This window comes from Mesorhizobium sp. M0437 (assembly GCF_040321335.1).
Lineage (GTDB): Bacteria > Pseudomonadota > Alphaproteobacteria > Rhizobiales > Rhizobiaceae > Mesorhizobium.
This window is the reverse complement of sequence record NZ_JAMYRK010000022.1, coordinates 26828-49955: the sequence shown is the minus strand read 5'-3', so window position 1 is coordinate 49955 and position 23128 is coordinate 26828. Positions and strand designations below refer to the sequence as shown.

Here is a 23128-nt window from a genome sequence, read left to right as displayed (position 1 = left end):
CGCATGATCCAATCCAAAGAGCCTGCAACTTTTCGGAATCATGCTCGTCAAGCCACTCCAGCGATCGCCCTGGCGAATTCGCTTGCGGAAAAGGGTTCGAGGTCGTCGACCTGTTCGCCGACGCCGATGAAATAGACCGGCAATTTGTGCTTTGCCGCGATCGCCACCAGAATACCGCCGCGCGCCGTGCCGTCCAGCTTGGTCATTACCAGGCCGTTGACGCCGGCGACATTGCGGAAGATCTCGACCTGGTTGAGCGCATTCTGGCCGGTGGTGGCATCGACCGTCTGCAGCACGGTGTGCGGCGCTTCCGGATCGAGCTTGCCCAGCACCCGGACGATCTTTTCCAGTTCCGCCATCAGTTCGGTCTTGTTCTGCAGCCGCCCGGCGGTGTCGATGATCAGCACGTCGGAGCCGGCCTCCTTCGCGCGCTCGAATGCATCGTAGGCGAGGCCGGCGGCATCGGCGCCGAGCTTCGAGGCAATGACCGGCGAGTTGGTACGCTCGCCCCAGATCTTCAGCTGCTCGATCGCGGCGGCGCGAAAAGTGTCGCCGGCGGCGAGCATCACCGAGAGGCCGCCATCGGTCAGCTTTGCCGCCAGCTTGCCGATGGTTGTGGTCTTGCCGGTTCCGTTGACACCGACGACCAGGATGACATGCGGCTTGTGGCTGAGATCGAGTTCTAGCGGCATGGCGACATGGGTTAGTACCTTCTCCACCTCGGCCGCCATGATGGCGCGGACTTCGGTGTCGGAGACGTCCTTGCCGTAGCGGCTGGCGGAGAGCGCGTCGGTAACGCGCAAAGCCGTCTCCATGCCGAGATCGGCGCGGATCAGCACATCCTCCAGGTCCTGCAGCGTGTCCTCGTCAAGCTTCCGCTTGGTGAAGACGCCGGCGATGTTGCCCGACAACTCCTTGGAAGAGCGGGCAAGCCCGTCTCGCATGCGCTGGAACCAGGAGCGCCTCGGCGCCGGTTCGGGCGCCTTCTGCGGCTCGGCTTTCTGCTCGACCTTCTTGGTTACGGTGACTTTGCCGGGGGCGGGCTTTGGCTCAGGTTGCGGAACGGCTTCCGGCTCGGGCTTTACCTCCCCCTCGATGGGAGGGTGGGGCGCCGGCACGACCTCCGGTTCGGGCGCGATCTCGGTCAAGATCGGTTTCGTCTCGGCCGGCGCTGGCTGGCGGATCGGGGGCGGTATTTCGGCGGGCGGGACTTCGTGCACTGGCGCTGCTGAGGGAGCCTCGGTGGGCACTACCGGCACTTCGACGGGTGCAGGTTCCGGCTGGGAGGGGACGATTTCTGGCTGCTGCGGCTCGGCCCGGATCTCCTCCGGTTCCTCAGCAGGCGTTTCCGGCTCGGGTGGAATGGTCGGCGGCGGCTCAGGCTTCTGCTCTTCCGGCGCCGGTTGCGGTGCCGGAGGCAACTCTGGTTCGACTGGCGGTGGAGGTACGGCTTCGACTTCGGGCCGCGATTCTTCGCGTTTCAAAAACTCCGGGACGGCCTGCTCGGCGGCCGGTTTCAGCGCCTCCAGTTCGTCCCATTTGATCGGCGGCAGCGGCGCGGCCTCGTCTGGCCGCTCCTCGACGACTTCCTTCTTGCCGAACGAAAATATCTTCTTGAAAAACCCAGCCATGTCTTGCGCTCTCAGGCGGCGCGGGCGGCAAGCGGCGCGGCGATCAGTCGGATACCGTCATGGCCGGCGATATCAGCCTCGACAATGTCGCCCGGAGCGCCGGCAGAGACCGCGGCCAGCGTAAACCCTTCGGTGCGGCCAAGGCCGTCACGCTCGATCAGGATCGACTGATGCGTTCCAGCGAGCGAGGCAAGATGGCGGCGATAGGCGGCCTCGCCGGCGGCGCGCAGGCGTGCCGCGCGTTGCTTGACGACGACGCGGCGGAGCTGCGGCATGCGCGCGGCGGGCGTGCCCTGGCGCGGCGAAAACGGGAAGACGTGGAGATGCGTCAGGCCGCATTCCTCGACGATCTCCAGCGAGTTTTCGAACATGGCGTCCGTCTCGGTCGGGAAGCCGGCGATGATGTCGGCGCCGAAAACAATGCCGGGGCGCAGTTTGCGCACATCCTCGCAAAAGCGGATCGACTGGTCGCGGCTGTGCCGGCGCTTCATCCGCTTCAGGATCATGTCGTCACCCGATTGCAGCGACAGATGCAGATGCGGCATCAGCCTCGGCTCGGTGGCGATGGCGTCCAGCAGATCGTCGTCGGCTTCGATCGAGTCGATCGAGGAAAGCCGCAGGCGTTTCACGTCTGGCACCTGCTTCAGGATGGTCTTGACCAATTTGCCGAGCTTCGGTGCGCCCGGCAGATCGGCGCCAAAACTGGTCATGTCGACGCCCGTCAGCACGATCTCGGCATAACCATTGCCGACGAGTCGCTTGATCTGCTCGACCACGGCGCCCATCGGCACCGAGCGCGAATTGCCGCGACCGTACGGAATGATGCAGAAGGTGCAGCGGTGGTCGCAGCCGTTCTGCACCTGGACAAAAGCGCGCGCCCGGCCCTCGATGGCGTCGACCATGTGGGCGGCCGTCTCGCGCACCGAAAAGATATCGTTGACGCGCGCCTTCTCAGTGTCGTTGATGCCGAAATCCGGCAGCGCGCGATAGGAATGCGCCTTCAGCTTTTCCTCATTGCCGAGGACGAGATCGACCTCGTCCATGGCGACGAAATCCTGCGGGCCGGTCTGCGCGGCGCAGCCGGTGACGATGATGCGGGCGGCCGGGTTCTCACGGCGGGCTTTTCTGATCGACTGCTTGGCCTGGCGTACAGCCTCGCCGGTGACGGCGCAGGTGTTGAAGATGATGGCACCGCCTTCGAGGCCGCCGAGGCCCGCACTTTCGGCTTCACGCCGCATCACCTCGGATTCATAGGTGTTCAGCCGGCAGCCGAAGGTGACGACCTCGATACCCTTGTTGCCAAGAGGAGCCATCAGGCGGCGCTTTCGGTGTCGCGCGCCCACGCCCCGGTCGACGGATCGAAGCTGCCGGAAAATTCCCATTCGGCGGCACCGGTGAGGATGACGTGGTCGTCGTCGCGCCACAAAACATGCAGCGAGCCGCCGCCGGGCGTCATCAGCGTGACGCCGCGGCCGGTACGCCGGGTGCGGGACGCGGCGACCACAGCGGCGCAAGCAGCCGTGCCGCAGGCCTTGGTCAGGCCGGCGCCACGCTCCCAGGTGCGGATGGCCATGGTCTCCGGCGAGGTCACCTGCGCGATGGTGATGTTGGCGCGCTCGGGGAAGATCGGATGGTTTTCGAGCAGCGGGCCGAAGCGCTCGAGCTCGTACGACCAGACTTCGCGGTCGACCCAGAAGATGGCGTGCGGATTGCCCATCGAGACGACCGACGGCGAATGCAGCACCGGGGCATCGATCGGGCCGATCTGCAGCTCGATCATGCGGGTGTCGCGGAATTCCTCGGCCAGCGGGATGTCCTGCCAGCCAAAGCGCGGCCTGCCCATGTCGACCGAGATCATTCCGTCGGCATGTTCCTCGGCATTGAGGATGCCGGCGACTGTTTCAAAGGCAAATGTCTTCTGGCCGGTCTCGGCGGCGAGCGCCTGGACGACACAACGCATGCCGTTGCCGCAGGCTTGCGCCCTGGTTCCGTCGGAATTCAAGATGTCGATGAAAAAGGCGGTGCCCGGCGTCCTGGGGTCGTGGATCGCCATGATCTGGTCGAACCTGGTCGCCGCATCGGCATTAAGCGCGACGGCTGCCGCAGGCGCCACGCGATCGGCACGGCCACGCATATCGGCAACGATGATTTCGTTGCCGATGCCGTTCATCTTGGCGAAAGGGGCCGCGCTTGCCATCGATCGAAAGGTCTCTTGCCGGTTTGGCGCCTATATGGCGGATAGCGGCAGAAATTACCAGCGCGGCGTGATTTTCAAGTCACCGCGAAGACGCCAAGCACGATCAGCAGGAAGATGATCAGCACGATGCCGATGAGGATGCGCGCGCCGGTGGCGGCGGCTCCGGCCAGTGCCGGCATGCCGAGCAGGCTCGCCGCGGCCGCGATAATCAAAAGAATGATGATCCACCTGATCATGAGAGACACCTCGCAGCCGACAGGTTTGAACACCTACAAACGTCTATGTGATGCCTTAGGTTCCGCCGCGCTAGACCGCCGGCACGTCCCAGACTTCGCCCGGCCGCAAGGCGCGAAAACGTTGCCGCGGCAGGCCGGCAGCATCGAGCGCTTCGCCGAGCTTTCTGGGCGGCTCGTCGATCGGCTCGTTGGTGAGCCGGAACGTGCCCCAGTGACAGCCGGCTGCATAGGCGGCGTTGCACAAAAGCATGCCTTGCACCGCCTCCTCCGGATCCTGGTGATGTGGCGCCATGAACCAGCGCGGCTCGTAGGCGCCGATCGGCAGGATGGCGAGGCGGAAGCCGCCGTGCTTTTGCGCCATCAGCCGGTAATTGATGCCACCGTGGAAGCCGGTATCGCCGGCGAAATAGATCTTTGCGTCGGGCGTCTCGACGACGAAACCCGCCCACAGCGCCATGCGCCGGTCGCGAGTACCGCGGGCCGACCAGTGGTGCACCGGCTCGACATGGACGGCGACGCCATCGCCGATATCGACCCGGTCGCCCCAGTCATGCGCGGAAAGCCTCATACGGGGCACGGCAGCGCCGATGATCGTGTCGTTGCCGAGCGGCGTCAGCAGCAGCGGGTCGTGTCTTGTCGTCAGGCGCTTCAGCGTGGCGAGGTCGAGATGGTCGTAATGGTTGTGGCTGACCAGCACGAGGTCGATCGGCGGCAAATGCGAAAACGCGATGCCCGGCGGATTGACGCGTTTCGGACCGGCGAAGGAGAGCGGCGAGACGCGTCGCGACCAGACTGGGTCGGTCAGGATGTTCAGGCCGGCTGTCTGGACGAGCAGCGAGGAATGACCGACCATGGTGAGGCGCAGCGCAGAACCATCGATGCGCTCGACCGGTCTTGCCGGTGGAAACGGGCTCGGATCCGCCGCCGGCCATTTCGAGCGCTCGCGGCTCAATTGCCATTTCAACAGATCGGCAAAGCGACCCGGCGGCCGTCCGTCGGGATTGAAGAACAAGGTGCCGTCGAAATGATCGCTGGGCGGCCCGCTGTAATAGCGGTTGGCGGCTCTCTTTCTCGCGGCCAAGAAATCGGCTCCCTGCAGTTTGCTGATCGCCAAGAGATAATGCCGGCGCCGGCCCGCACAAGCATTTGAGGTGAACGCCAGGGATTTGGCGCCAGCGCGCCGTATCGAATCAACCGGAGGTGTCGGCCAAACGGCCAAGGCGTAACGCAATTTCAGACAATGTGCATTTTGCGACAAATTTGCAACATTACCGGCGCAAACCGTATTTTAACCATATCGGGTTGAAATTTCGCCACCTTCTCCATCTTGGTGAGGGGGACATTGCGCGGACGGCACCCCCAGCCCGATCCGACGGAGGTTGAAGAATGAAATTTTCGAAAACCGGCCTGCTGGCCGTATCGCTGGCCGCGCTCGTTGCGAGCGGCTGTTCAACCTCACGGTTCACATCGATGGACGAGCAGCAGCCGGCGCCGCTGGAAGCTGCGCCCGCCGGCAAGGTGACCGCAAACCAGCTGCCGCCGCCGGCGACACCCGGCCCGGCCGATCCGTCGAAATTTCCTACCGCGCCGCAGAACACCCAGGTCGCCTCGCTGCCGCCGGACGGGACGGCGCCTGCCGGTGCGGCCGACCTTACCGCGTCCAGCGTCGCCGGCGTGTGGAAGGCAAGCGTGTCCGGCCAGAGCTGTCAGGTGGCGACGCCGCAGACCAAATTCGGTTCGGGCTACCGCGCCGGACCGCTGCATTGCCCGGCGCCGCTCGATGGCATCAAATCGTGGAACGTCGCCGGCAAACAGCTGACGCTCTTTGACGAGAATGGCGGCACGCTGGCACGGCTCTATTCTTCGGGCGGCGAGAAATTCGACGGCCAGACTTCCAACGGCCTGCCGATCTCGCTTACAAGGTAAGAGAACGGCCCCCATTGTTACGCAATTCCGGACGGAAAACCGTTACACACTTTTCCTGGAATTGCCTCTTTTGTTTTTACGCAATTCCGGACAGAAAACCGCTGCACACTTTTCTTGGAATTGCTCCGGAACGACGTGACCAATGCATCTGCGTGACGGCCTCCAGACCCATGCGACCGTCAAGCAGCGCTGTGACCATCTGGTCGAGACGGGCGCCATCGGGCGCGATCCGGCGCAGGAGCGGATCGCCGCTGCGCTCGACCGGCTGATCGAAGAGATATCGGCAAAGCGGCTGGCGCAGAAATCAAGCGCGCTGGGGTGGTTGTTCGCCCGCAAGCGCGAGGTGCACGAGGCGGTCAAGGGCCTTTATATCCATGGCGGCGTCGGCCGCGGCAAGACCATGCTGATGGACATGTTTTTCGAGCTGCTGCCGGTGCGGCGCAAGCGCCGGGTGCATTTCAACGACTTCATGGCCGACGTGCAGGACCGCATCCAGAAGCACCGACAGGCTCGCAAGAACGGCACGGCCAAGGAGGACGATCCGATCCCGCCGGTGGCGCGCGCGCTGGCCGAGGAAGCCTGGGTGCTATGCTTCGACGAGTTCTCCGTCACCGACATCGCCGATGCGATGATCCTGTCAAGGTTGTTTTCGGCGTTGTTTGCCAATGGCGTGGTGCTGGTTGCCACTTCCAATGTTGCGCCGCAGGATCTCTACCGCGACGGCCTGAACCGTCAGTTGTTTTTGCCGTTTGTCGCTATCCTGGAGCGCCACGCGCAGGTGCTGGCGCTTGACGCCGACAAGGATTACCGCCTCGACAAGCTCAGCCGCATGCCGGTCTACGTCACCCCGGCCGATGCCGCCGCCGACCATGCGCTCGACGACGCGTGGGCGGTGATGACACATGGCAGGCCGACGGCCGAGACGATGCTGACGGTGAAGGGCCGGCACGTCATGGTGCCGCGGGCTGCAGGGGAGGCTGCGCGGTTTTCCTTCGCCGATCTCTGCGAGAGGCCGCTCGGCGCCCGCGACTATCTTGCCATTGCCGCCCGCTTCTCGACCATCTTCATCGACCATGTGCCGGTGCTCGGCGAAGGCAAGCGCAACGAAGCCAAGCGCTTCATCCTGCTGGTCGATACGCTCTACGATCATCATGTACGGCTGGTGATGAGCGCCGCGGCACCGCCGGCGCAGCTCTATACGGCCAAGCGCGGCAACGAAGTCTTCGAGTTCGAGCGCACCGCATCGCGGCTGATCGAGATGCAGAGCCACGACTGGCTGGAGGACTGGGCGAAGAGGCAGAGGGCGCAGGGATCATCGACGGAGGCACGGCAGGCACAGGCGTGAGGGATAGTACCGAAGGGGGCGCTGCCGCCGGCGCCTATAATCGATAAACATACATGACGAACCCCTCCGCCGGCCCATGCGGCTCTTTTCGCGACTCGTAAAGTGCGCGAGCAGCAACATTGTCCGGCTCGGTGCCGACCCACGCCTCCTCACAATGCTCGCGACCGAGTGCGAACATGGCGCCGAGCATCCTCGTCGCAATGCCCTGGCGTTGAAAGGCCGGCGCCACGCCGACCTCGTCTACGTAGAGTTCGCTCACCTTGTCCGGGTGGCGGTGGATGACGGCTGCGCATTGGCCAACGACGATGCCGTCGGCGAGGGCCACGACCATGAAATGACCGGGCTCCGCGAGATAGGCGGAGAGCCGATCCGGCCTGACCGGCTCGTCGAAGACTTCGTCGGCAACCCGCATCACAAGGGCGTCATCGCCAGGAAACAGCCTTCTGATTTCCAGTGCCATTGTGTAGAATTCCTCTAGTCGGCTTCAGAATTTTGACGTTTACGTAAGTCCCATTGTTTCTAACCGATTGAAATTACTCACTCCAAAATAATCGTTTGAATTTTTGTGCGGCCGGGGCTATTGCGTGCGGCGAATTTCGCGGTTCCGCAGCATTCCGGCCTCTTCCTCCGACGCCGTCATCAAATCGTCAAGGATTTGGGCGCCGTCATAGTCAAAGGGAAAACATCCTGACATGGCACGCAACAAGATAGCGCTCATCGGCTCGGGCATGATCGGCGGCACCCTCGCCCACATGGTCGGCCTCAAGGATCTCGGCGACGTCGTGCTGTTCGATATCGCCGAAGGCATCCCCCAAGGCAAGGGACTGGACATCGCGCAGTCGTCGCCGGTCGATGGGTTCGACTCGAGGCTGACCGGCGTCAACGACTATGCCGGCATCGAGGGCGCCGATGTCTGCATCGTCACCGCCGGCGTGCCGCGTAAGCCCGGCATGAGCCGCGACGATCTTCTAGGCATCAATCTGAAGGTGATGGAGCAGGTCGGCGCCGGCCTCAAGAAATACGCGCCGAAAGCCTTCGTCATCTGCATCACCAATCCGCTCGACGCCATGGTCTGGGCGCTGCAGAAGTTTTCCGGCCTGCCCAAGAGCCATGTCGTCGGCATGGCCGGCGTGCTCGACAGTTCGCGCTTTCGTTATTTCCTGGCCGAGGAATTCAAGGTCTCGGTCGAGGACGTCACCGCCTTCGTGCTCGGCGGCCATGGCGATTCCATGGTGCCGATGATCCGCTATTCGACGGTTGCCGGCATCCCGCTGCCCGACCTCATCAAGATGGGCTGGACCTCGAAAGAGCGGCTCGACCAGATCGTGCAGCGCACCCGCGACGGCGGCGCCGAGATCGTCGGCCTGCTCAAGACCGGCTCTGCCTTTTATGCGCCGGCCGCCTCGGCCATCGCCATGGCCGAAGCCTATCTCAAGGACAAGAAGCGGGTGCTGCCCTGTGCGGCGTACCTCTCCGGCCAATATGGCGTCAAGAACACCTATGTCGGCGTTCCCGTGGTAATCGGCGCCGGCGGCGTCGAGCGGATCATCGAGATCGAGCTCGCGAAGAGCGAGCAGAAGATGTTCGACAATTCGGTCGCGGCGGTGCAGGGCCTGTGCGACGCCTGCGTCAAGATCGCTCCGCATCTCGCGGCCAAGTAAGCCGGTAACCAAGCCCGCCAAGCAAGCTGGAGACATAGCGCATGAACATCCATGAGTATCAGGGCAAGGCGCTGCTGAAAGGCTTTGGCGCACCCGTGGCCGAGGGCGTGCCGGTGTTCAAGGCGAGCGAGGCGGAAGCTGCCGCCAAGGCGCTGCCCGGCCCACTCTATGTGGTCAAGAGCCAGATCCATGCCGGCGGCCGCGGCAAGGGCAAGTTCAGGGAGCTCGGGCCCGATGCCAAGGGCGGCGTCAGGCTGGCGAAGTCGGTGGCCGAGGTCGTCGCCAACGCCGAGGAGATGCTCGGCCATACGCTGGTCACCAAGCAGACCGGCCCGGCCGGCAAGCAGGTCAACCGGCTCTACGTCGAGGACGGCGCCGACATCGACCGCGAGCTCTATCTGTCGATCCTGGTCGACCGCTCGGTCGGGCGCGTCGCCTTCGTCGTCTCGACCGAGGGCGGCATGGACATCGAGGCGGTCGCCCACGACACGCCGGAAAAGATCATTACCGTCGCCATCGACCCGGAAAAGGGCGTGACGGCCGACGATGTGAAGAAACTCAACGCGGCGCTGAAGCTCGACGGCGACGCCGCCAGGGATGGCGCGACCCTGTTTCCGATCCTCTACAAGGCGTTTGTCGAGAAGGACATGAGCCTGCTCGAGGTCAACCCTTTGATCGTCATGAAGAACGGCCGGCTGCGCGTGCTCGACGCCAAAGTGTCGTTCGACAACAATGCGCTGTTCCGCCACCCCGACGTGCTCGAATTGCGCGACACCACCGAAGAGGACGAGAAGGAGATCGAGGCGTCGAAATACGACCTCGCCTATGTCGCGCTCGACGGCAATATCGGCTGCATGGTCAACGGCGCCGGCCTTGCCATGGCAACGATGGACATCATCAAGCTCTATGGCGCCGAGCCGGCCAACTTCCTCGATGTCGGCGGCGGCGCGTCGAAAGAAAAGGTGACGGCGGCGTTCAAGATCATCACCAAGGATCCGGCGGTCAAAGGCATCCTGATCAACATCTTCGGCGGCATCATGAAGTGCGACATCATCGCCGAGGGCGTCATCGCCGCGGTCAAGGAGGTCGGCCTGCAAGTGCCGCTGGTGGTGCGGCTGGAAGGCACCAATGCCGAGCTCGGCAAGAAGATCATCAACGACAGCGGGCTGAACGTGGTGTCGGCCGATGACCTCGATGACGCAGCCAAGAAGATTGTCGCGGCGGTGAAGGGCTGAGCATTTGGAAAACGCTCCGTTTGCCCATCCAATATGGTCAATATTTATGATTGCCATGGGTATCGGCGGACTGTGGGCCTTTCCCGAGCGGAGAAAGATGTCGGAAAAGATGCGCCGCCACACCTCGTTCAGAATTGTTCTTCCAAGATCGCTTGACCTTGGGGTGCATCTTGGCGTGAGCGTCATGCTCTTCTTGGTGGGCCTCCTGTTGCTGTTTCGGATTATCCAGTGAGAACAGAGCGAGTCAGAGGTCGATAGGCGATGCCTCCGCACAAGATAAACCTCGTCGAGGCGGCGGATCAGAAGATCAAGAAGGTCTTCGATCCGCATATCGCCGGCGACGTGAACGACAGCCAGGTCAAGATCGCCAAGTTCGGCGATGTCTTCGACTGGCACGCGCATGACAATGAAGACGAAGCATTCCTGGTGCTGCGCGGCCGCATCGCCATCGATTTCCGCGACGGCACGGTTGAGCTTGGCAGCGGCGAGTTCATCGTTGTGCCGCGCGCCGTCGAGCACCGTCCGCGCTCACTGAGCGAGGAGCCTGTCGTGCTGATGTTCGAGCCGGCGACGACGCTCAACACCGGCAACGCTAAGAGCGACCTCACCGTCGCCGATCTCAAGCGGCTCTGACCATGAACGCTGCGCCCTTCTCCTCACTCTCGGCCGATCACCAGCGCCTGCGGGCGCTGGTCGGAGCGTGGCGCGGCGAGGAAGAGGTGTCGGCCACGAAATGGGCCGATGGCGGAACAGCGAGTTCGGAAATACTGGCAGAGGCACAGTTCGGCGGCCTGTTCGTAGTGCAGCGCTATCGCCAGCGCCGCGACGGCACGGTTTCGTTCGGCGCGTACAGCGTGTTCGGCTTCGACCAGCAAAACAAAATCGTCACCATGCACCAGTTCGATTCGATGGGTTTCGTGCCGATGTCGCCGGCCAAAGGCAGCTGGAACGGCACGGAGCTGGCTCTGGAGCGGTCGTCGCAGCGCGGCTCCGCGCGTGTGACTTATATTTTCGACAATGCCGATGCCTTCCGCATGCGACTGCATTTCAAACCTGCCGGCGGCGATGGCTGGCAAGACATGGTGAGCGGCGTCTATCGGCGCGTCTCGCCTTCCTCGATCAACGGTTTTTAGAAAAGGGCTCCGATGTCCATTCTCGTCGACAAGAACACCAAGGTGCTGGTGCAGGGCCTGACCGGCAAGACCGGCACGTTCCATACCGAACAGGCGCTCGCCTATCACGGCACAAAGATGGTCGGCGGCATCCACCCCAAGAAGGGCGGCGAAACCTGGACCGGCGCCAAAGGCGAGGCGCTTCCGATCTTCGCCACCGTAGCCGAAGGCAAGGCCAGGACCGGCGCCAACGCTTCGGTCGTCTACGTGCCGCCGGCGGGTGCTGCCGAAGCGATCCTGGAAGCGATCGAGGCCGAGATCCCGCTGATCGTCTGCATCACCGAGGGCATACCGGTGATGGACATGATCAAGGTCAAGGCGAGGCTCGACCGTTCGACGTCGCGGCTGATCGGGCCGAACTGCCCCGGCGTGCTGACCCCCGACGAATGCAAGATAGGCATCATGCCCGGCAGCATCTTCCGCAAGGGCTCGGTCGGCGTTGTTTCCCGCTCGGGAACGCTTACCTATGAGGCGGTGTTCCAGACCACGAATGTCGGCCTCGGCCAGACCACCGCTGTCGGCATCGGCGGCGACCCGGTCAAAGGCACGGAGTTCATCGATGTGCTGGAGATGTTCCTCGCCGACGACGAGACCAAGTCGATCATCATGATCGGTGAAATCGGCGGTTCGGCCGAGGAAGACGCCGCGCAATTCCTCAAGGACGAGGCAAAGCGCGGCCGCAGCAAGCCGATGGCCGGCTTCATCGCCGGGCGCACCGCACCGGCGGGCCGCACTATGGGCCATGCGGGCGCGGTCATCTCCGGCGGCAAGGGCGGCGCGGAAGACAAGATCGCGGCGATGGAATCGGCCGGCATCAAGGTTTCGCCATCGCCGGCCCGGCTCGGCACGACGCTGGTCGAGGCGATCAAGGGTTAGGGGAGTAAGGGAGTACGGGAATAGGGGAGTAGGGAACAAGACGAGGGCATTGCCCTACTCCCTTACTCCCCTATTCCCTTACTCCCCTCCAACAAAGGAGACGAAGCAAAGGCTTCGACAGTGACATGGCAAGACAAGATCAGGCCAACGACCAGTTTTCGCTTACCTCTTTCCTCTATGGCGGCAATGCCGATTATATCGACGCGCTCTATGCCGCCTATGAGGACGATCCCGCGTCGGTCGATCCCGAATGGCAGGACTTCTTCGCGGCGCTGAAGGATGACGCCGGCGACGTGCGCAGGAACGCCAAGGGCGCCTCTTGGGCCAAGCCCTCCTGGCCGATGCAGGCCAATGGCGAGCTGGTCTCGGCGCTGGACGGCAATTGGGGCCTGGTCGAAAAGCACATCGAAAAGAAGGTCAAGGACAGGGCGGTCGGCAACGGCGCAGCGCTTTCCGACGCCGACGTGCATCAGGCGACGCGCGATTCCGTCCGCGCCATCATGATGATCCGCGCCTTCCGCATGCGCGGCCATTTGCACGCCAATCTCGATCCGCTGGGCATTGCCAAGCCGCTCGAGGATTATAACGAGCTGTCGCCGGAGAATTACGGCTTCACCGAAGCCGATTACGACCGGCCGATCTTCCTCGACAATGTGCTCGGGCTGGAATTCGGCACCATCCGGCAGATGCTCGATATCCTGACCCGGACCTATTGCTCGACGCTCGGCGTCGAATTCATGCATATTTCCGATCCCGAGGAGAAGGCCTGGATCCAGGCGCGCATCGAGGGCACCGACAAGGAGATCTCCTTCACCGCCGCCGGCAAGAAGGCGATCCTGCAGAAGCTTGTCGAGGCGGAAGGCTTCGAGCAATTCATCGATGTCAAGTACAAGGGCACCAAGCGCTTCGGCCTCGATGGCGGCGAGTCGCTGATCCCGGCGCTGGAGCAGATCATCAAGCGCGGCGGCCAGCTCGGCATGAAGGAGATCGTGCTCGGCATGGCGCATCGCGGCCGGCTGAACGTGCTGTCGCAGGTGATGGCCAAGCCGCACCGCGCCATTTTCCATGAGTTCAAGGGCGGCTCGGCTGCGCCCGACGAGGTCGAGGGCTCGGGCGATGTGAAGTACCATCTCGGTGCCTCGTCGGATCGCGAGTTCGACGGCAACAAGGTGCATCTGTCGCTGACCGCCAATCCCTCGCATCTGGAAATCGTCGACCCGGTGGTGATGGGCAAGGCGCGCGCCAAGCAGGACTATCTGTTCGGCCGCAGCCGCGAGGAGATCGTGCCGCTGGAAGAGCGCGCCAAGGTGCTGCCGCTGCTGTTGCATGGCGACGCCGCCTTTGCCGGTCAGGGCGTGATTGCCGAAATCCTCGGCCTGTCGGGCCTGCGCGGCCACCGCGTCGCCGGCACGCTGCATTTCATCATCAACAACCAGATCGGCTTCACCACCAACCCGCGCTTCTCGCGCTCGTCGCCCTATCCGTCCGACGTGGCCAAGATGATCGAGGCGCCGATCTTCCACGTCAATGGCGACGATCCGGAAGCCGTGGTCCATGCCACCAAGGTGGCGATCGAATTCCGCATGAAGTTCCACAAGCCTGTCGTGGTGGACATGTTCTGCTACCGCCGCTTCGGCCACAATGAGGGCGACGAGCCCGCCTTCACCCAACCGATCATGTATCGCAAGATCCGCAACCAGAAGACGACGGTGCAGATCTATGCCGACCGGCTGATTTCCGAAGGCCACATCACCCAGGCCGAGTTCGAAAAGATGAAGGCCGATTGGCGGGCGCATCTCGAGCAGGAATTCGAGGTGGGCCAGCATTACAAGCCGAACAAGGCGGACTGGCTGGACGGCGCGTGGTCCGGCCTGCGCTCGGCCGACAACCAGGACGAACAGCGGCGCGGCAAGACCGCCGTGCCGGTCAAGATGCTGAAGGAGATCGGCAAGAAACTGACCGAGGTGCCGAAGGATTTCGAGGCGCACAGGACGATCATCCGCTTCCTCGACAACCGCCGCCAGGCGATCGAGTCCGGCGAAGGCATCGACTGGTCGACGGCCGAGGCGCTGGCCTTCGGCGCCATCCTGCTCGACGGCAATCCGATCCGGCTGTCCGGACAGGATTCGGAGCGCGGCACCTTCTCGCAGCGCCATTCCGTGCTCTACGACCAGCGCGACGAGACACGCTACATTCCGCTCAACAATCTGTCGGCGGCGCAGGCCGGCTTCGAGGTCATCAACTCGATGCTGTCGGAAGAGGCCGTGCTCGGCTTTGAATATGGCTACTCGCTGGCCGAGCCGAAGGCGCTGACGCTGTGGGAAGCGCAGTTCGGCGACTTCGCCAACGGCGCCCAGGTGGTGTTCGACCAGTTCATCTCGTCGGGCGAGCGCAAATGGCTCAGAATGTCGGGCCTCGTCTGCCTGCTGCCGCATGGCTATGAAGGCCAGGGGCCGGAGCACTCGTCGGCCCGGCTCGAGCGCTTCCTGCAGCTTTGCGCCGAAGACAATATGCAGGTCGCCAACGTCACGACGCCGGCCAATTACTTCCACATCTTGCGCCGGCAATTGAAGCGGGACTTCCGTAAGCCGCTGATCCTGATGACGCCGAAGTCGCTGCTGCGCCACAAGCGGGCGGTATCGACGCTGCCGGAAATGTCGGGCGAAAGCGCCTTTCACCGGCTGTTGTGGGACGATGCCCAGCTGCTGTCAGGCCAGGCCATCAAGCTCACCAAGGATTCGAAAATCCGCCGTGTCGTGCTCTGTTCGGGCAAGGTCTATTACGACCTCTACGAAGAGCGCGAGAAGCGCGGCATCAACGACATCTATTTGCTGCGCGTCGAGCAGCTCTATCCGTTCCCGGCCAAGGCGCTGATCACCGAACTGTCGCGCTTTCGCAATGCCGAGATGGTGTGGTGCCAGGAGGAGCCCAAGAACATGGGCGCATGGTCGTTCATCGACCCGTATCTCGAATGGGTGCTGGCGCATATCGACGCCAAGCATCAGCGGGTGCGCTATACAGGCCGGCCAGCCGCCGCCTCGCCGGCGACCGGATTGATGTCGAAGCATCTCGCCCAGCTTGCCGCCTTGCTCGACGACGCGCTTGGTGAATAGAACAGAACCGAAAGAAACGGACAGGCACAATGGCAACCGAAATCCGCGTCCCGACACTTGGTGAATCCGTCACCGAGGCGACCATCGGCAAATGGTTCAAGAAGGTCGGCGACGCGATCGCCGCCGATGAGCCGCTGGTTGAGCTCGAAACCGACAAGGTGACGGTGGAAGTGCCGGCCGCCGCCGCGGGCACGCTCGCCGAGATCGCCGTCAAGGAAGGCGAGACGGTCGGCGTCGGCGCACTGCTCGGCACGATTTCGGCGGGCGCCGGCGCGGCAGCCAATGCCGCCGCCGCTCCGGCGGACAAACAGGATGCGGTATCGCAGGCTTCGGCTCCCACCGCAGCCTCGAGCGTCAAGCAGGCCGCTGCCGAGACGGCCAAGATCGCCGGCGACGCCGGCGCGATCGAGACGCGCACAATGCCGCCGGCGCCGTCGGCGGCAAAGCTGCTGGCCGAGCACAATCTCGCGGTCGACCAGGTGTCGGGCTCGGGCAAGCGCGGCCAGGTGCTGAAAGGCGACGTGCTCGACCTTATCGCCAGGGGCGCGCCGTCGCAGCCGGCCGAAATGCCGAAGGCAGCGCCTGTACCGGCACCCGTTGCCGCGCGCGCGCCGTCCCCGGCCGACGATGCGTCGCGCGAGGAGCGCGTGCGCATGACCAAGCTGCGCCAGACGATCGCGCGCCGCCTCAAGGAAGCGCAATCGACCGCCGCCATGCTGACCACCTTCAACGAGGTCGACATGAGCGCGGTGATGGCGCTGAGGGGCAAATACAAGGACGTGTTCGAGAAGAAGCACGGCGTGAAGCTCGGCTTCATGGGCTTCTTCACCAAGGCCGTCACCCATGCGCTGAAGGAGATCCCGTCGGTCAATGCCGAGATCGACGGCACCGACATCATCTTCAAGAACTACGCTCATATCGGCGTTGCCGTCGGTACAGAGAAAGGCCTTGTCGTGCCGGTTGTGCGCAATGCCGACCAGATGTCCATCGCCGAAATCGAGAAGGACATCGGCAGGCTGGGGCTTGCGGCGCGCGACGGCAAGCTCTCCGTCGCCGATATGCAAGGCGGCACGTTCACGATTTCCAACGGTGGCGTTTACGGGTCGCTGATGTCGACGCCGATCCTCAATGCGCCGCAGTCGGGCATTTTGGGCATGCACAAGATCCAGGAGCGGCCGGTGGTGGTCGGCGGCCAGATCGTGATCCGGCCGATGATGTATCTGGCGCTGTCCTACGACCACCGCATCGTCGACGGCAAGGAAGCGGTGACTTTCCTGGTCCGGGTCAAGGAAAGCCTGGAGGATCCCGAGCGGCTGGTGCTCGACCTCTAGGGGGCTCCGGTGGCTGAGCCGATCGACCCGATAGATCTGTTCGAACTATTGTCGACAGGCCGTGCTGGCCCAATCGAGCTCGGCAAGAGCGACCGCGAGACGGTTCGCAGCTTGATAGATCCGGAGGATCTGCGGGCGGACAATCATTATCGCCACGGGGACGCCGGATCGGCGTGGTGCATCTATGGTGCCAATTGCGAGTTCTTCTTCAGTCCCGATTTTCGTCTGAGGTCGATTAGTGTCGAGCCTGTCTTCGGAAGACTGGAATCGGGTGGAACGATGGCGACTTGGTACGGCCATCTTAACGTCGATGTGGGCCGGCATCCCGTGACTTTTGCAGGCACAAAACCGATTGCCATACATACCTTGCCCAAGGCACTGCAGTTCCTGAACAAGAGCGAGTTCAAGTGGGCAATCGGCGGCGGTCGTGAGCGCGACGTCTATATTGAGCTGGCGGAGAGTTCTCGCATCTTGACCCTCAAATACGAGGTGAACGCGGTTCCGGTCGACAGGAATGAAAACGTAGCGTTTGAGATAGACTATTTTCTTTCGACGGTCTTCATCCTCGATCAAGCTGTTCAAGGCGGATAGCAGTGACGATCCGTTCTTTCTTGTCCGAAAGCCTGTCGACCGCATCGATAGCGGTCGGCGCGGCGATGATCCCGGCGGTCGCGCACGCCGCCTGCCCGCTCGAGCTCGCCGTCTATGGCGATCCTGAAAACGCCGCCGAGATCGATTTCAGGCCGACCGGCGAGTCGGCCGCCGTCACCAACAGCTTCAAGATGGTGCTCGACAAGGGCGTCGTGCTCGACGGCATCGTCATGTGGACCGAGAGCGCGGCGCGGCCGCATGGCTCGCTGATGTACAAATGCCCGGCCGGCGACGTCACCGGCGACGAGCTCGCCGCCTGCACCGTGTGGGAGGGCGTCATCTACACTGCCGACGACCAGGGCAATATCGCGTTGCTGCCGGGCGAAGGAAAGGATGCGCCGAAGAAGCTGATCCTGCCCGATCTGGGAGCGTCGTTGCAGATGTCGGCGGCCTACGGCGCCAACGGCTTTTCCAAGGTGCCCTGGGACGTCTTTGCCCTGAAAGGATGTCAGGAATGAGCGCGAGCGGAAAGATCCTGCTGGTGACCGGCGGCAGCCGCGGCATCGGCGCCGCTACATGCAGGCTTGCCGCCAGGGCCGGCTATCGTATTGCGGTCAATTACATGTCGAATGCAAAAGCCGCCGAAACGGTGGTCGCCGACATCGAGGCTGCTGGCGGAGAAGCCTTTGCGGTCAAGGGCGATGTCGGCAGCGAGACGGACGTGTTGGCCATGTTCGAGGCTGTCGATGCCCGTTTCGGTCGGCTCGACGCGCTCGTCAACAATGCCGGCGTGGTCGACCAGAGCGCGCGCGTCGACGAGCTGAGCGCTGCGAGGCTGGAGCGCATGATGCGCATCAATGTGATCGCGCCGATGCTTTGCGCCCGCGAGGCGGTGAAGCGGATGTCGACCAGGCATGGCGGCAAGGGCGGTGCCATCGCCAATGTTTCTTCGATCGCGGCAAGGCTTGGCGGGCCGGGTCAATATGTCGACTACGCCGCCTCCAAGGGCGCGGTCGATTCCTTCACCGTCGGGCTTGCCCGCGAAGTGGCCGGCGAAGGCATTCGTGTCAACGCGGTCAGCCCGGGCATCATCGACACCGAAATTCATGCCTCCGGCGGTCAGCCGGATCGGGCCGAGAGAATGCGCAAGGTGGTGCCTATGCAGCGCGTCGGCACCGCCGAGGAAGTCGCAGCCGCAATTCTCTGGCTGCTGTCGGACGAGGCGTCCTACACAACCGGCGCCAATCTGGAAATCGGCGGCGGCCGCTAAAGCAAAAGGGGACAGTATCATGGCCTATGACGTCGTTATCATCGGATCGGGACCAGGCGGCTATGTCTGCGCCGTCAAGGCGGCGCAGCTCGGTCTGAAGACGGCGGTGGTCGAAAAGAACCCGACCTTCGGCGGCACCTGCCTCAACATCGGCTGCATCCCGTCAAAGGCGCTGCTGCATGCGTCCGAGATGTTTGCCGAGGCCGGCCATTCCTTCGAGGCGCTCGGCGTCGAGATCGGCGCGCCCAAGCTCAACCTTGGGAAGATGATGGCACACAAGGATGCGACGGTGACGGCCAACGTCAATGGCGTCGCCTTCCTGTTCAAGAAGAACAAGATCGACAGTTTTCGTGGCACCGGCAAGGTGGTTGCGGCCGGCAAGGTGTCGGTGACCTCCGATGACGGCAAGGTCGAGGAGATCGAGACCAAGAACATCGTCATCGCCACCGGCTCCGACGTCGCCGGCATTCCCGGCGTCGAGGTCGATTTCGATGAGAAGGTGATCGTCTCGTCGACCGGCGCGCTGTCGCTGGACAAGGTGCCGGGCCATCTGGTGGTGGTCGGCGGTGGTGTCATCGGTCTGGAGCTCGGCTCGGTATGGGCGCGGCTCGGCGCCAAGGTCACCGTGGTCGAGTTCCTCGATACCATCCTGGGCGGCATGGATGGCGAGGTCTCCAAGCAGTTCCAGCGCCTGCTGTCGAAGCAGGGCTTTGAATTCAGGCTGGGCGCCAAGGTGACCGGCGTCGCCAAGGCCAAGAAGGGGGCGACGGTTACCTTCGAGCCGGTCAAGGGCGGTGCGGCCGAGACGATCGAGGCGGACGCGGTGCTGATTGCGACGGGACGACGGGCCTATTCGGACGCTCTCGGGCTGAAGGAGGCCGGCGTCGACGTCGACGAGCGCGGCCGGGTCAAGACCGACGGCCATCTCAGGACCAACGTGCCCGGCATCTACGCCATCGGCGATGTCATCGCCGGGCCGATGCTTGCCCACAAGGCCGAAGACGAGGGCGTGGCGGTGGCCGAGACCATCGCCGGCCAGGCCGGTCATGTGAACTATGACGTGATTCCGAGCGTCGTCTACACCACGCCGGAAATCGCCACGATCGGCAAGACCGAAGAAGAATTGAAGAAGGCCGGCATCGACTACAAGGCCGGAAAATTCCCGTTCAGCGCCAATGGCCGCGCGCGCGCCATGCTGCACACCGACGGCTTTGTGAAAATCCTGGCCGACAAGGCCAGCGACCGTGTACTCGGCGTCCACATCGTCGGCTTCGGCGCCGGCGAGATGATCCACGAGGCGGCCGTGCTGATGGAATTTGGCGGCTCGTCGGAAGACCTAGCCCGCACCTGTCACGCCCATCCGACAATGTCGGAAGCGGTAAAGGAGGCGGCATTGGCGACGTTCTTCAAGCCGATCCATATCTGAGCGGTTGAATCGCAGGCGACGGTGGCGATTGGCGAAATAGCCAATCTCCCCCAAGTGGCCCCAAGTGGGGAGATGTCCGGCAGGACAGAGAGGGGCGCGAAGGATCACCACAGACGGCTTCCATTCTCAACCGCAGATGGATTCCAGGGTCTCCGCGATGTCGCTTCGCTCCTGCTCCGCGCTGGATGACGAAGATGAAGTTGGCCATGGCTAATCGCAGCTCAGAGCATCGACGGCTGCTCCCCAAAAAAACGGCCCGCCTTTCAGCGGACCGTTCATATATTAAATCAGCAGTCTGATTACTGAGCCGGTGCCGGCGCTGGTGCTGGGGCTGGCGCAGGGGCCGGAGCCGGAGCCGGTGTTGCCGGGGCCGGAGCCGGAGCGGGTGTTGCCGGAGCTGGCGCAGGAGCCGGTTCGGCTGGTTTCATCGGCTCGGCCGGCGCTGGTGCCGGAGCTGGTGTGCTGGCTGCGGGCGGTTCGGCAGGCGCAGGTGCCTCGCTACGTCTTCCAAAAACATAATAGGCGACAATTGCCAGGATAACGACGACCAGGGCAATCAGCCAGCCGCTGCCGCCGCCGCTTGGCCGTGCGGAGCCCGGCGAGGTGAATGGGTCGTTCGGATTGGGTGTGTTCGCCATAAAAGTGTCCTCCGTGGATGAAAAACATCAAGTAATAGCCATCAACGTACAATCGTTGAATCGGTTTCACATTAGGCGTTGAAAACGCCGAAAACAGGGCAATTCTGATCCGGAATCGCTCGCAGGCATGCATTTCCACCGCAAAATGGGTTCGATCGAGCCAAACCGAACCTTTTTCGGTTTCTTGGTACGAAGCGCGGCTGGTCCGCCGTCGCGCCACGCGTAAGGGCTGGTCCCGCCTCGGCAATGATTCGGTGCGCAACTCCGCCGTGTCGTTCAGTTGACGGCGGTCACCGTATAGCCGGTCTTGCGGAAACCCTCGACCAAGCCTTGCGCTCCGGGAAGGTGCATGGCGCCGACCGCCATGAAGACATTGCCGTGGGCGAGGATCGGCGCTGCACGATCGACCATCACCTTGTTGCGGCTGGTGATCATGGTCTGCTCGAATTCGGCGTAACCCGATTGGTCGTCTACCTGTTCGGGGACGATAGCCCGAAACAGCGGTACATACATGCCAGTGTCGCCACGCCGGTAAAGCACGATCATGGTTTCGTTGACGTCGTTCACCTTGTCGCCAAGCTTCAGCGTATCGACCAGTCCCTTCAGGTGAAAGGCGATCGGCAGCGAAGCCATGGCGCGCAGCTGGTCGGCGATTGTCTCCAGCCCCTCGACCGATTTGCCCGAAGCCTCGGCGTCCTTGGCAAGCTTGACGTCGAGCACTGGCGCACCGCCAGCCTGGCGGGCGACTTCGCATGCAGGTAGCGCCACCATCGCCGACAGCAACCAAGGTTTCATCTTGGCGACGGTCGCTGGCGGGATGCCACGCGCATCGAGCGCCTTGTTGACCACCGCCGCATCCTCCGGCGACAGCAGCGACGAAAGCGTCGTCTTGTCGGTGAACATCATCAGATCCGGCTCTTTCAGCATTGCTGCCATCATCTTCTGCTTGTCGAGCACTTCGGTGGTCTCGATGATGACGGTGCCAGCCGCATCGAATGCCTTCTGTGCGGCGGGTGGCAGCGTGGTGACGCGCGGGTCGGTAACGTGCATGGTGCCGAACAGGAAGGACGGTTTTTCGCCCGATTTTTCGAGCTTCCACAGCAGGCCCTTGCCGTTCGGCGTCGCTGCCGCCTCCGCCTCGATCTTGCGGTAGGCAGCCGGGTCGTCCTTTTGCAGCGCGCTCAGCATATCGCTACCGGTGCAGGCCGAAGTCTCGGCGCGTGCCTTGCCCGCCGCGAGCAGCGCGACGATGAGGAAAGAGAGGAAAAACAGGGCGTTCAGCGCGACGAGCAGCTTCAGCGACACATGGGTCGCGCGGTCGGCGATGGCGATGAGGCGTTTCATGCTGCGGTTCTAGGCGCAAAAAGCGGCAAAACGGTTAACCGGCGCATCAAAATTGTTGCGAGATGGCCACCGACACATGCATCGATCACGCACGAGGATGAGCTGCTTCGTAAATCTCGAGCAGCCTGGCGGTGTCGACGCCGGTGTATATCTGGGTTGTCGACAGGCTGGCGTGGCCGAGCAACTCCTGGATGGTGCGCAGGTCGCCGCCGCGCCCTAGCAGATGCGTGGCGAAGGAATGGCGCAGCGCATGCGGCGTCGCCGTGTCGGGCAGGTTGAGCGCCGAGCGCAGCTTGGCCATGTCGCGCTGGACGATCGCCGGGTTGAGCGGGCCGCCGCGGGCACCGCGAAACAGCAGGCCCTTGGGATCGAGATACCAGGGGCAGAGGCGGCGGTATTCAGCAATCGCCCGCAGCGCCACCGGCAGAACCGGCACCAGCCGGGTCTTGCCACCCTTGCCGGTGACGCGCAGCACGGTATCACCAGGCGAGGACAGATCGGCGCTCGACAGGCCGAGCGCCTCGGAAATGCGCAGGCCCGAACCGTAAAGCAATGTCAGCACGGCAGCGTTGCGGGCGGCGATCCACGGCTCCTCCGCCACCTGGCCTTCCACCGAGACGACGTGTTTTGCATCGCTTGCCGTCAGCGGCTTGGGCAGTGATTTCGGCTGCCGCGGCGCCCGCAAGGCCGCCGCACCCGCCGCATTGGCGAGGCCGCGCCGTTCCAGGAAACGCAGCAGCGAGCGGATGCCGGCCAGCCCCCGCCCGAGCGTACGCGGGCCGGCGCCTCCGGCACGGCGAGCAGCGAGAAAGCCGCGCAGATCGGCGGGGCGCAGATCGGCGATGTCGGAAATGCCGGGCGAGCCGCCGCAATGGCCGGTGAGGAAATGCAGGAACTGGCGCGTGTCGCGCTCATAGGCCTCGACGGTTTCGGGCGACAGCCGGCGTTCTCGCGCCAGCATCTTCAGCCAGGCCTCGCGCGCCGCCTGAAGGTCGGGTTTTGCCGGGATGAGGAATTCCTGCATTGCGCTCTTCCAATTCCCTACCATCTTCCGGCACTCGGGTTAGGAAGCGGTGAAGAGCGGCGTCATTGAAATGACGACGGGCTGGGGTTAGAGCAAGGCAAAGGATTTTCCG

General features: G+C 63.4%; 21 protein-coding genes. 13 read left to right on the top strand and 8 right to left on the bottom strand.

What is annotated here, in order from left to right:
- Positions 1 to 47 precede the first annotated feature (47 nt).
- The 5 genes from ftsY to NKI72_RS16195 all read right to left on the bottom strand — a co-directional run bounded on the left by ftsY (position 48) and on the right by NKI72_RS16195 (position 5145).
- Positions 48 to 1631 (bottom strand): signal recognition particle-docking protein FtsY, encoded by a 1584-nt coding sequence (ftsY, locus tag NKI72_RS16215; RefSeq protein ID WP_352850298.1) that lies wholly within the window; start codon positions 1629 to 1631, stop codon positions 48 to 50.
- 11 nt (positions 1632 to 1642) lie between these two features.
- The gene (mtaB, locus tag NKI72_RS16210; protein ID WP_352850296.1) at positions 1643 to 2944 is read right to left on the bottom strand and encodes a tRNA (N(6)-L-threonylcarbamoyladenosine(37)-C(2))-methylthiotransferase MtaB; all 1302 of its coding nucleotides are present in this window, start codon (positions 2942 to 2944) and stop codon (positions 1643 to 1645) included.
- Entirely contained in the window at positions 2944 to 3828 is an 885-nt protein-coding gene (gene dapF, locus NKI72_RS16205) for a diaminopimelate epimerase (protein WP_352832365.1), read from the bottom strand. Before dapF ends, mtaB begins: the two co-directional genes overlap by 1 nt.
- Positions 3829 to 3902: 74 nt before the next feature.
- A complete protein-coding gene (locus NKI72_RS16200; protein ID WP_031195454.1) occupies positions 3903 to 4064 on the bottom strand; it encodes a DUF1328 family protein in 162 nt (53 codons plus the stop codon).
- A gap of 70 nt (positions 4065 to 4134) precedes the next feature.
- Entirely contained in the window at positions 4135 to 5145 is a 1011-nt protein-coding gene (locus NKI72_RS16195; RefSeq protein ID WP_352832366.1) for an MBL fold metallo-hydrolase, read from the bottom strand.
- Positions 5146 to 5450: 305 nt separating this feature from the next.
- Here NKI72_RS16195 and NKI72_RS16190 point away from each other — a divergent pair, with 305 nt between their 5' ends.
- Positions 5451 to 5990: a protease inhibitor Inh/omp19 family protein gene (locus tag NKI72_RS16190; RefSeq protein WP_352450179.1), complete on the top strand. Its 540-nt coding sequence runs from the start codon at positions 5451 to 5453 to the stop codon at positions 5988 to 5990.
- Positions 5991 to 6132: 142 nt separating this feature from the next.
- A complete protein-coding gene (gene zapE / locus NKI72_RS16185) occupies positions 6133 to 7335 on the top strand; it encodes a cell division protein ZapE (protein ID WP_352832368.1) in 1203 nt (400 codons plus the stop codon).
- Positions 7336 to 7369: 34 nt separating this feature from the next.
- Here zapE and NKI72_RS16180 read toward each other — a convergent pair whose 3' ends face one another.
- A complete protein-coding gene (locus tag NKI72_RS16180) occupies positions 7370 to 7795 on the bottom strand; it encodes a GNAT family N-acetyltransferase (RefSeq protein ID WP_352832371.1) in 426 nt (141 codons plus the stop codon).
- A 232-nt stretch (positions 7796 to 8027) separates the two neighbouring features.
- Between NKI72_RS16180 and mdh the strand changes: the two genes are divergently transcribed.
- The 11 genes from mdh (at position 8028) to lpdA (ending at position 20010) form a co-directional block, all read left to right on the top strand.
- Positions 8028 to 8996, top strand: a complete 969-nt coding sequence (mdh, locus tag NKI72_RS16175; RefSeq protein ID WP_352456335.1) for a malate dehydrogenase — start codon at positions 8028 to 8030, stop codon at positions 8994 to 8996.
- A 41-nt stretch (positions 8997 to 9037) separates the two neighbouring features.
- Positions 9038 to 10231 carry an ADP-forming succinate--CoA ligase subunit beta gene (gene sucC, locus NKI72_RS16170; RefSeq protein ID WP_352832374.1) on the top strand — a complete coding sequence of 398 codons (1194 nt, stop codon included), beginning with the start codon at positions 9038 to 9040 and terminating at the stop codon, positions 10229 to 10231.
- Positions 10232 to 10492: 261 nt separating this feature from the next.
- Positions 10493 to 10864 (top strand): cupin domain-containing protein, encoded by a 372-nt coding sequence (locus NKI72_RS16165; RefSeq protein WP_352540826.1) that lies wholly within the window; start codon positions 10493 to 10495, stop codon positions 10862 to 10864.
- 2 nt (positions 10865 to 10866) lie between these two features.
- Positions 10867 to 11364 (top strand): DUF1579 family protein, encoded by a 498-nt coding sequence (locus NKI72_RS16160; RefSeq protein ID WP_352832376.1) that lies wholly within the window; start codon positions 10867 to 10869, stop codon positions 11362 to 11364.
- Between the two features lie 12 nt (positions 11365 to 11376).
- The gene (gene sucD, locus NKI72_RS16155) at positions 11377 to 12279 is read left to right on the top strand and encodes a succinate--CoA ligase subunit alpha (RefSeq protein ID WP_352832377.1); all 903 of its coding nucleotides are present in this window, start codon (positions 11377 to 11379) and stop codon (positions 12277 to 12279) included.
- 125 nt (positions 12280 to 12404) lie between these two features.
- Positions 12405 to 15392: a 2-oxoglutarate dehydrogenase E1 component gene (locus NKI72_RS16150; protein ID WP_352615459.1), complete on the top strand. Its 2988-nt coding sequence runs from the start codon at positions 12405 to 12407 to the stop codon at positions 15390 to 15392.
- A gap of 29 nt (positions 15393 to 15421) precedes the next feature.
- Positions 15422 to 16723: a 2-oxoglutarate dehydrogenase complex dihydrolipoyllysine-residue succinyltransferase gene (odhB, locus tag NKI72_RS16145; RefSeq protein WP_352470805.1), complete on the top strand. Its 1302-nt coding sequence runs from the start codon at positions 15422 to 15424 to the stop codon at positions 16721 to 16723.
- A gap of 9 nt (positions 16724 to 16732) precedes the next feature.
- The gene (locus NKI72_RS16140; protein ID WP_352832380.1) at positions 16733 to 17314 is read left to right on the top strand and encodes a hypothetical protein; all 582 of its coding nucleotides are present in this window, start codon (positions 16733 to 16735) and stop codon (positions 17312 to 17314) included.
- 65 nt (positions 17315 to 17379) lie between these two features.
- Complete coding sequence (locus tag NKI72_RS16135) at positions 17380 to 17832, top strand: hypothetical protein (protein WP_352832430.1); 453 nt, start codon at positions 17380 to 17382, stop codon at positions 17830 to 17832.
- Complete coding sequence (locus tag NKI72_RS16130) at positions 17829 to 18584, top strand: SDR family oxidoreductase (RefSeq protein ID WP_352470803.1); 756 nt, start codon at positions 17829 to 17831, stop codon at positions 18582 to 18584. The genes NKI72_RS16135 and NKI72_RS16130 overlap by 4 nt, the downstream gene beginning before the upstream one ends.
- Before the next feature lie 19 nt (positions 18585 to 18603).
- A complete protein-coding gene (gene lpdA / locus NKI72_RS16125; protein WP_352850294.1) occupies positions 18604 to 20010 on the top strand; it encodes a dihydrolipoyl dehydrogenase in 1407 nt (468 codons plus the stop codon).
- Positions 20011 to 20924: 914 nt separating this feature from the next.
- Here lpdA and NKI72_RS16120 read toward each other — a convergent pair.
- Positions 20925 to 21992, bottom strand: a complete 1068-nt coding sequence (locus tag NKI72_RS16120) for a TraB/GumN family protein (protein ID WP_352832385.1) — start codon at positions 21990 to 21992, stop codon at positions 20925 to 20927.
- A gap of 85 nt (positions 21993 to 22077) precedes the next feature.
- The gene (locus NKI72_RS16115; protein ID WP_352540833.1) at positions 22078 to 23016 is read right to left on the bottom strand and encodes a tyrosine recombinase XerC; all 939 of its coding nucleotides are present in this window, start codon (positions 23014 to 23016) and stop codon (positions 22078 to 22080) included.
- Positions 23017 to 23128: the final 112 nt, after the last annotated feature.

Bases quoted from the DNA above. Each gene is read 5' to 3' on its own strand.
- mtaB (WP_352850296.1), bottom strand. From the start codon at position 2,944: ATGGCTCCTCTTGGCAACAAGGGTATCGAGGTCGTCACCTTCGGCTGC.
- sucC (WP_352832374.1), top strand. From the start codon at position 9,038: ATGAACATCCATGAGTATCAGGGCAAGGCGCTGCTGAAAGGCTTTGGC.
- NKI72_RS16200 (WP_031195454.1), bottom strand. From the start codon at position 4,064: ATGATCAGGTGGATCATCATTCTTTTGATTATCGCGGCCGCGGCGAGC.
- mdh (WP_352456335.1), top strand. From the start codon at position 8,028: ATGGCACGCAACAAGATAGCGCTCATCGGCTCGGGCATGATCGGCGGC.
- odhB (WP_352470805.1), top strand. From the start codon at position 15,422: ATGGCAACCGAAATCCGCGTCCCGACACTTGGTGAATCCGTCACCGAG.
- NKI72_RS16120 (WP_352832385.1), bottom strand. From the start codon at position 21,992: ATGAAACGCCTCATCGCCATCGCCGACCGCGCGACCCATGTGTCGCTG.
- NKI72_RS16190 (WP_352450179.1), top strand. From the start codon at position 5,451: ATGAAATTTTCGAAAACCGGCCTGCTGGCCGTATCGCTGGCCGCGCTC.
- sucD (WP_352832377.1), top strand. From the start codon at position 11,377: ATGTCCATTCTCGTCGACAAGAACACCAAGGTGCTGGTGCAGGGCCTG.
- NKI72_RS16160 (WP_352832376.1), top strand. From the start codon at position 10,867: ATGAACGCTGCGCCCTTCTCCTCACTCTCGGCCGATCACCAGCGCCTG.
- ftsY (WP_352850298.1), bottom strand. From the start codon at position 1,631: ATGGCTGGGTTTTTCAAGAAGATATTTTCGTTCGGCAAGAAGGAAGTC.
- zapE (WP_352832368.1), top strand. From the start codon at position 6,133: ATGCATCTGCGTGACGGCCTCCAGACCCATGCGACCGTCAAGCAGCGC.
- NKI72_RS16150 (WP_352615459.1), top strand. From the start codon at position 12,405: ATGGCAAGACAAGATCAGGCCAACGACCAGTTTTCGCTTACCTCTTTC.
- lpdA (WP_352850294.1), top strand. From the start codon at position 18,604: ATGGCCTATGACGTCGTTATCATCGGATCGGGACCAGGCGGCTATGTC.
- NKI72_RS16165 (WP_352540826.1), top strand. From the start codon at position 10,493: ATGCCTCCGCACAAGATAAACCTCGTCGAGGCGGCGGATCAGAAGATC.
- dapF (WP_352832365.1), bottom strand. From the start codon at position 3,828: ATGGCAAGCGCGGCCCCTTTCGCCAAGATGAACGGCATCGGCAACGAA.
- NKI72_RS16135 (WP_352832430.1), top strand. From the start codon at position 17,380: ATGATCCCGGCGGTCGCGCACGCCGCCTGCCCGCTCGAGCTCGCCGTC.
- NKI72_RS16115 (WP_352540833.1), bottom strand. From the start codon at position 23,016: ATGCAGGAATTCCTCATCCCGGCAAAACCCGACCTTCAGGCGGCGCGC.
- NKI72_RS16130 (WP_352470803.1), top strand. From the start codon at position 17,829: ATGAGCGCGAGCGGAAAGATCCTGCTGGTGACCGGCGGCAGCCGCGGC.
- NKI72_RS16180 (WP_352832371.1), bottom strand. From the start codon at position 7,795: ATGGCACTGGAAATCAGAAGGCTGTTTCCTGGCGATGACGCCCTTGTG.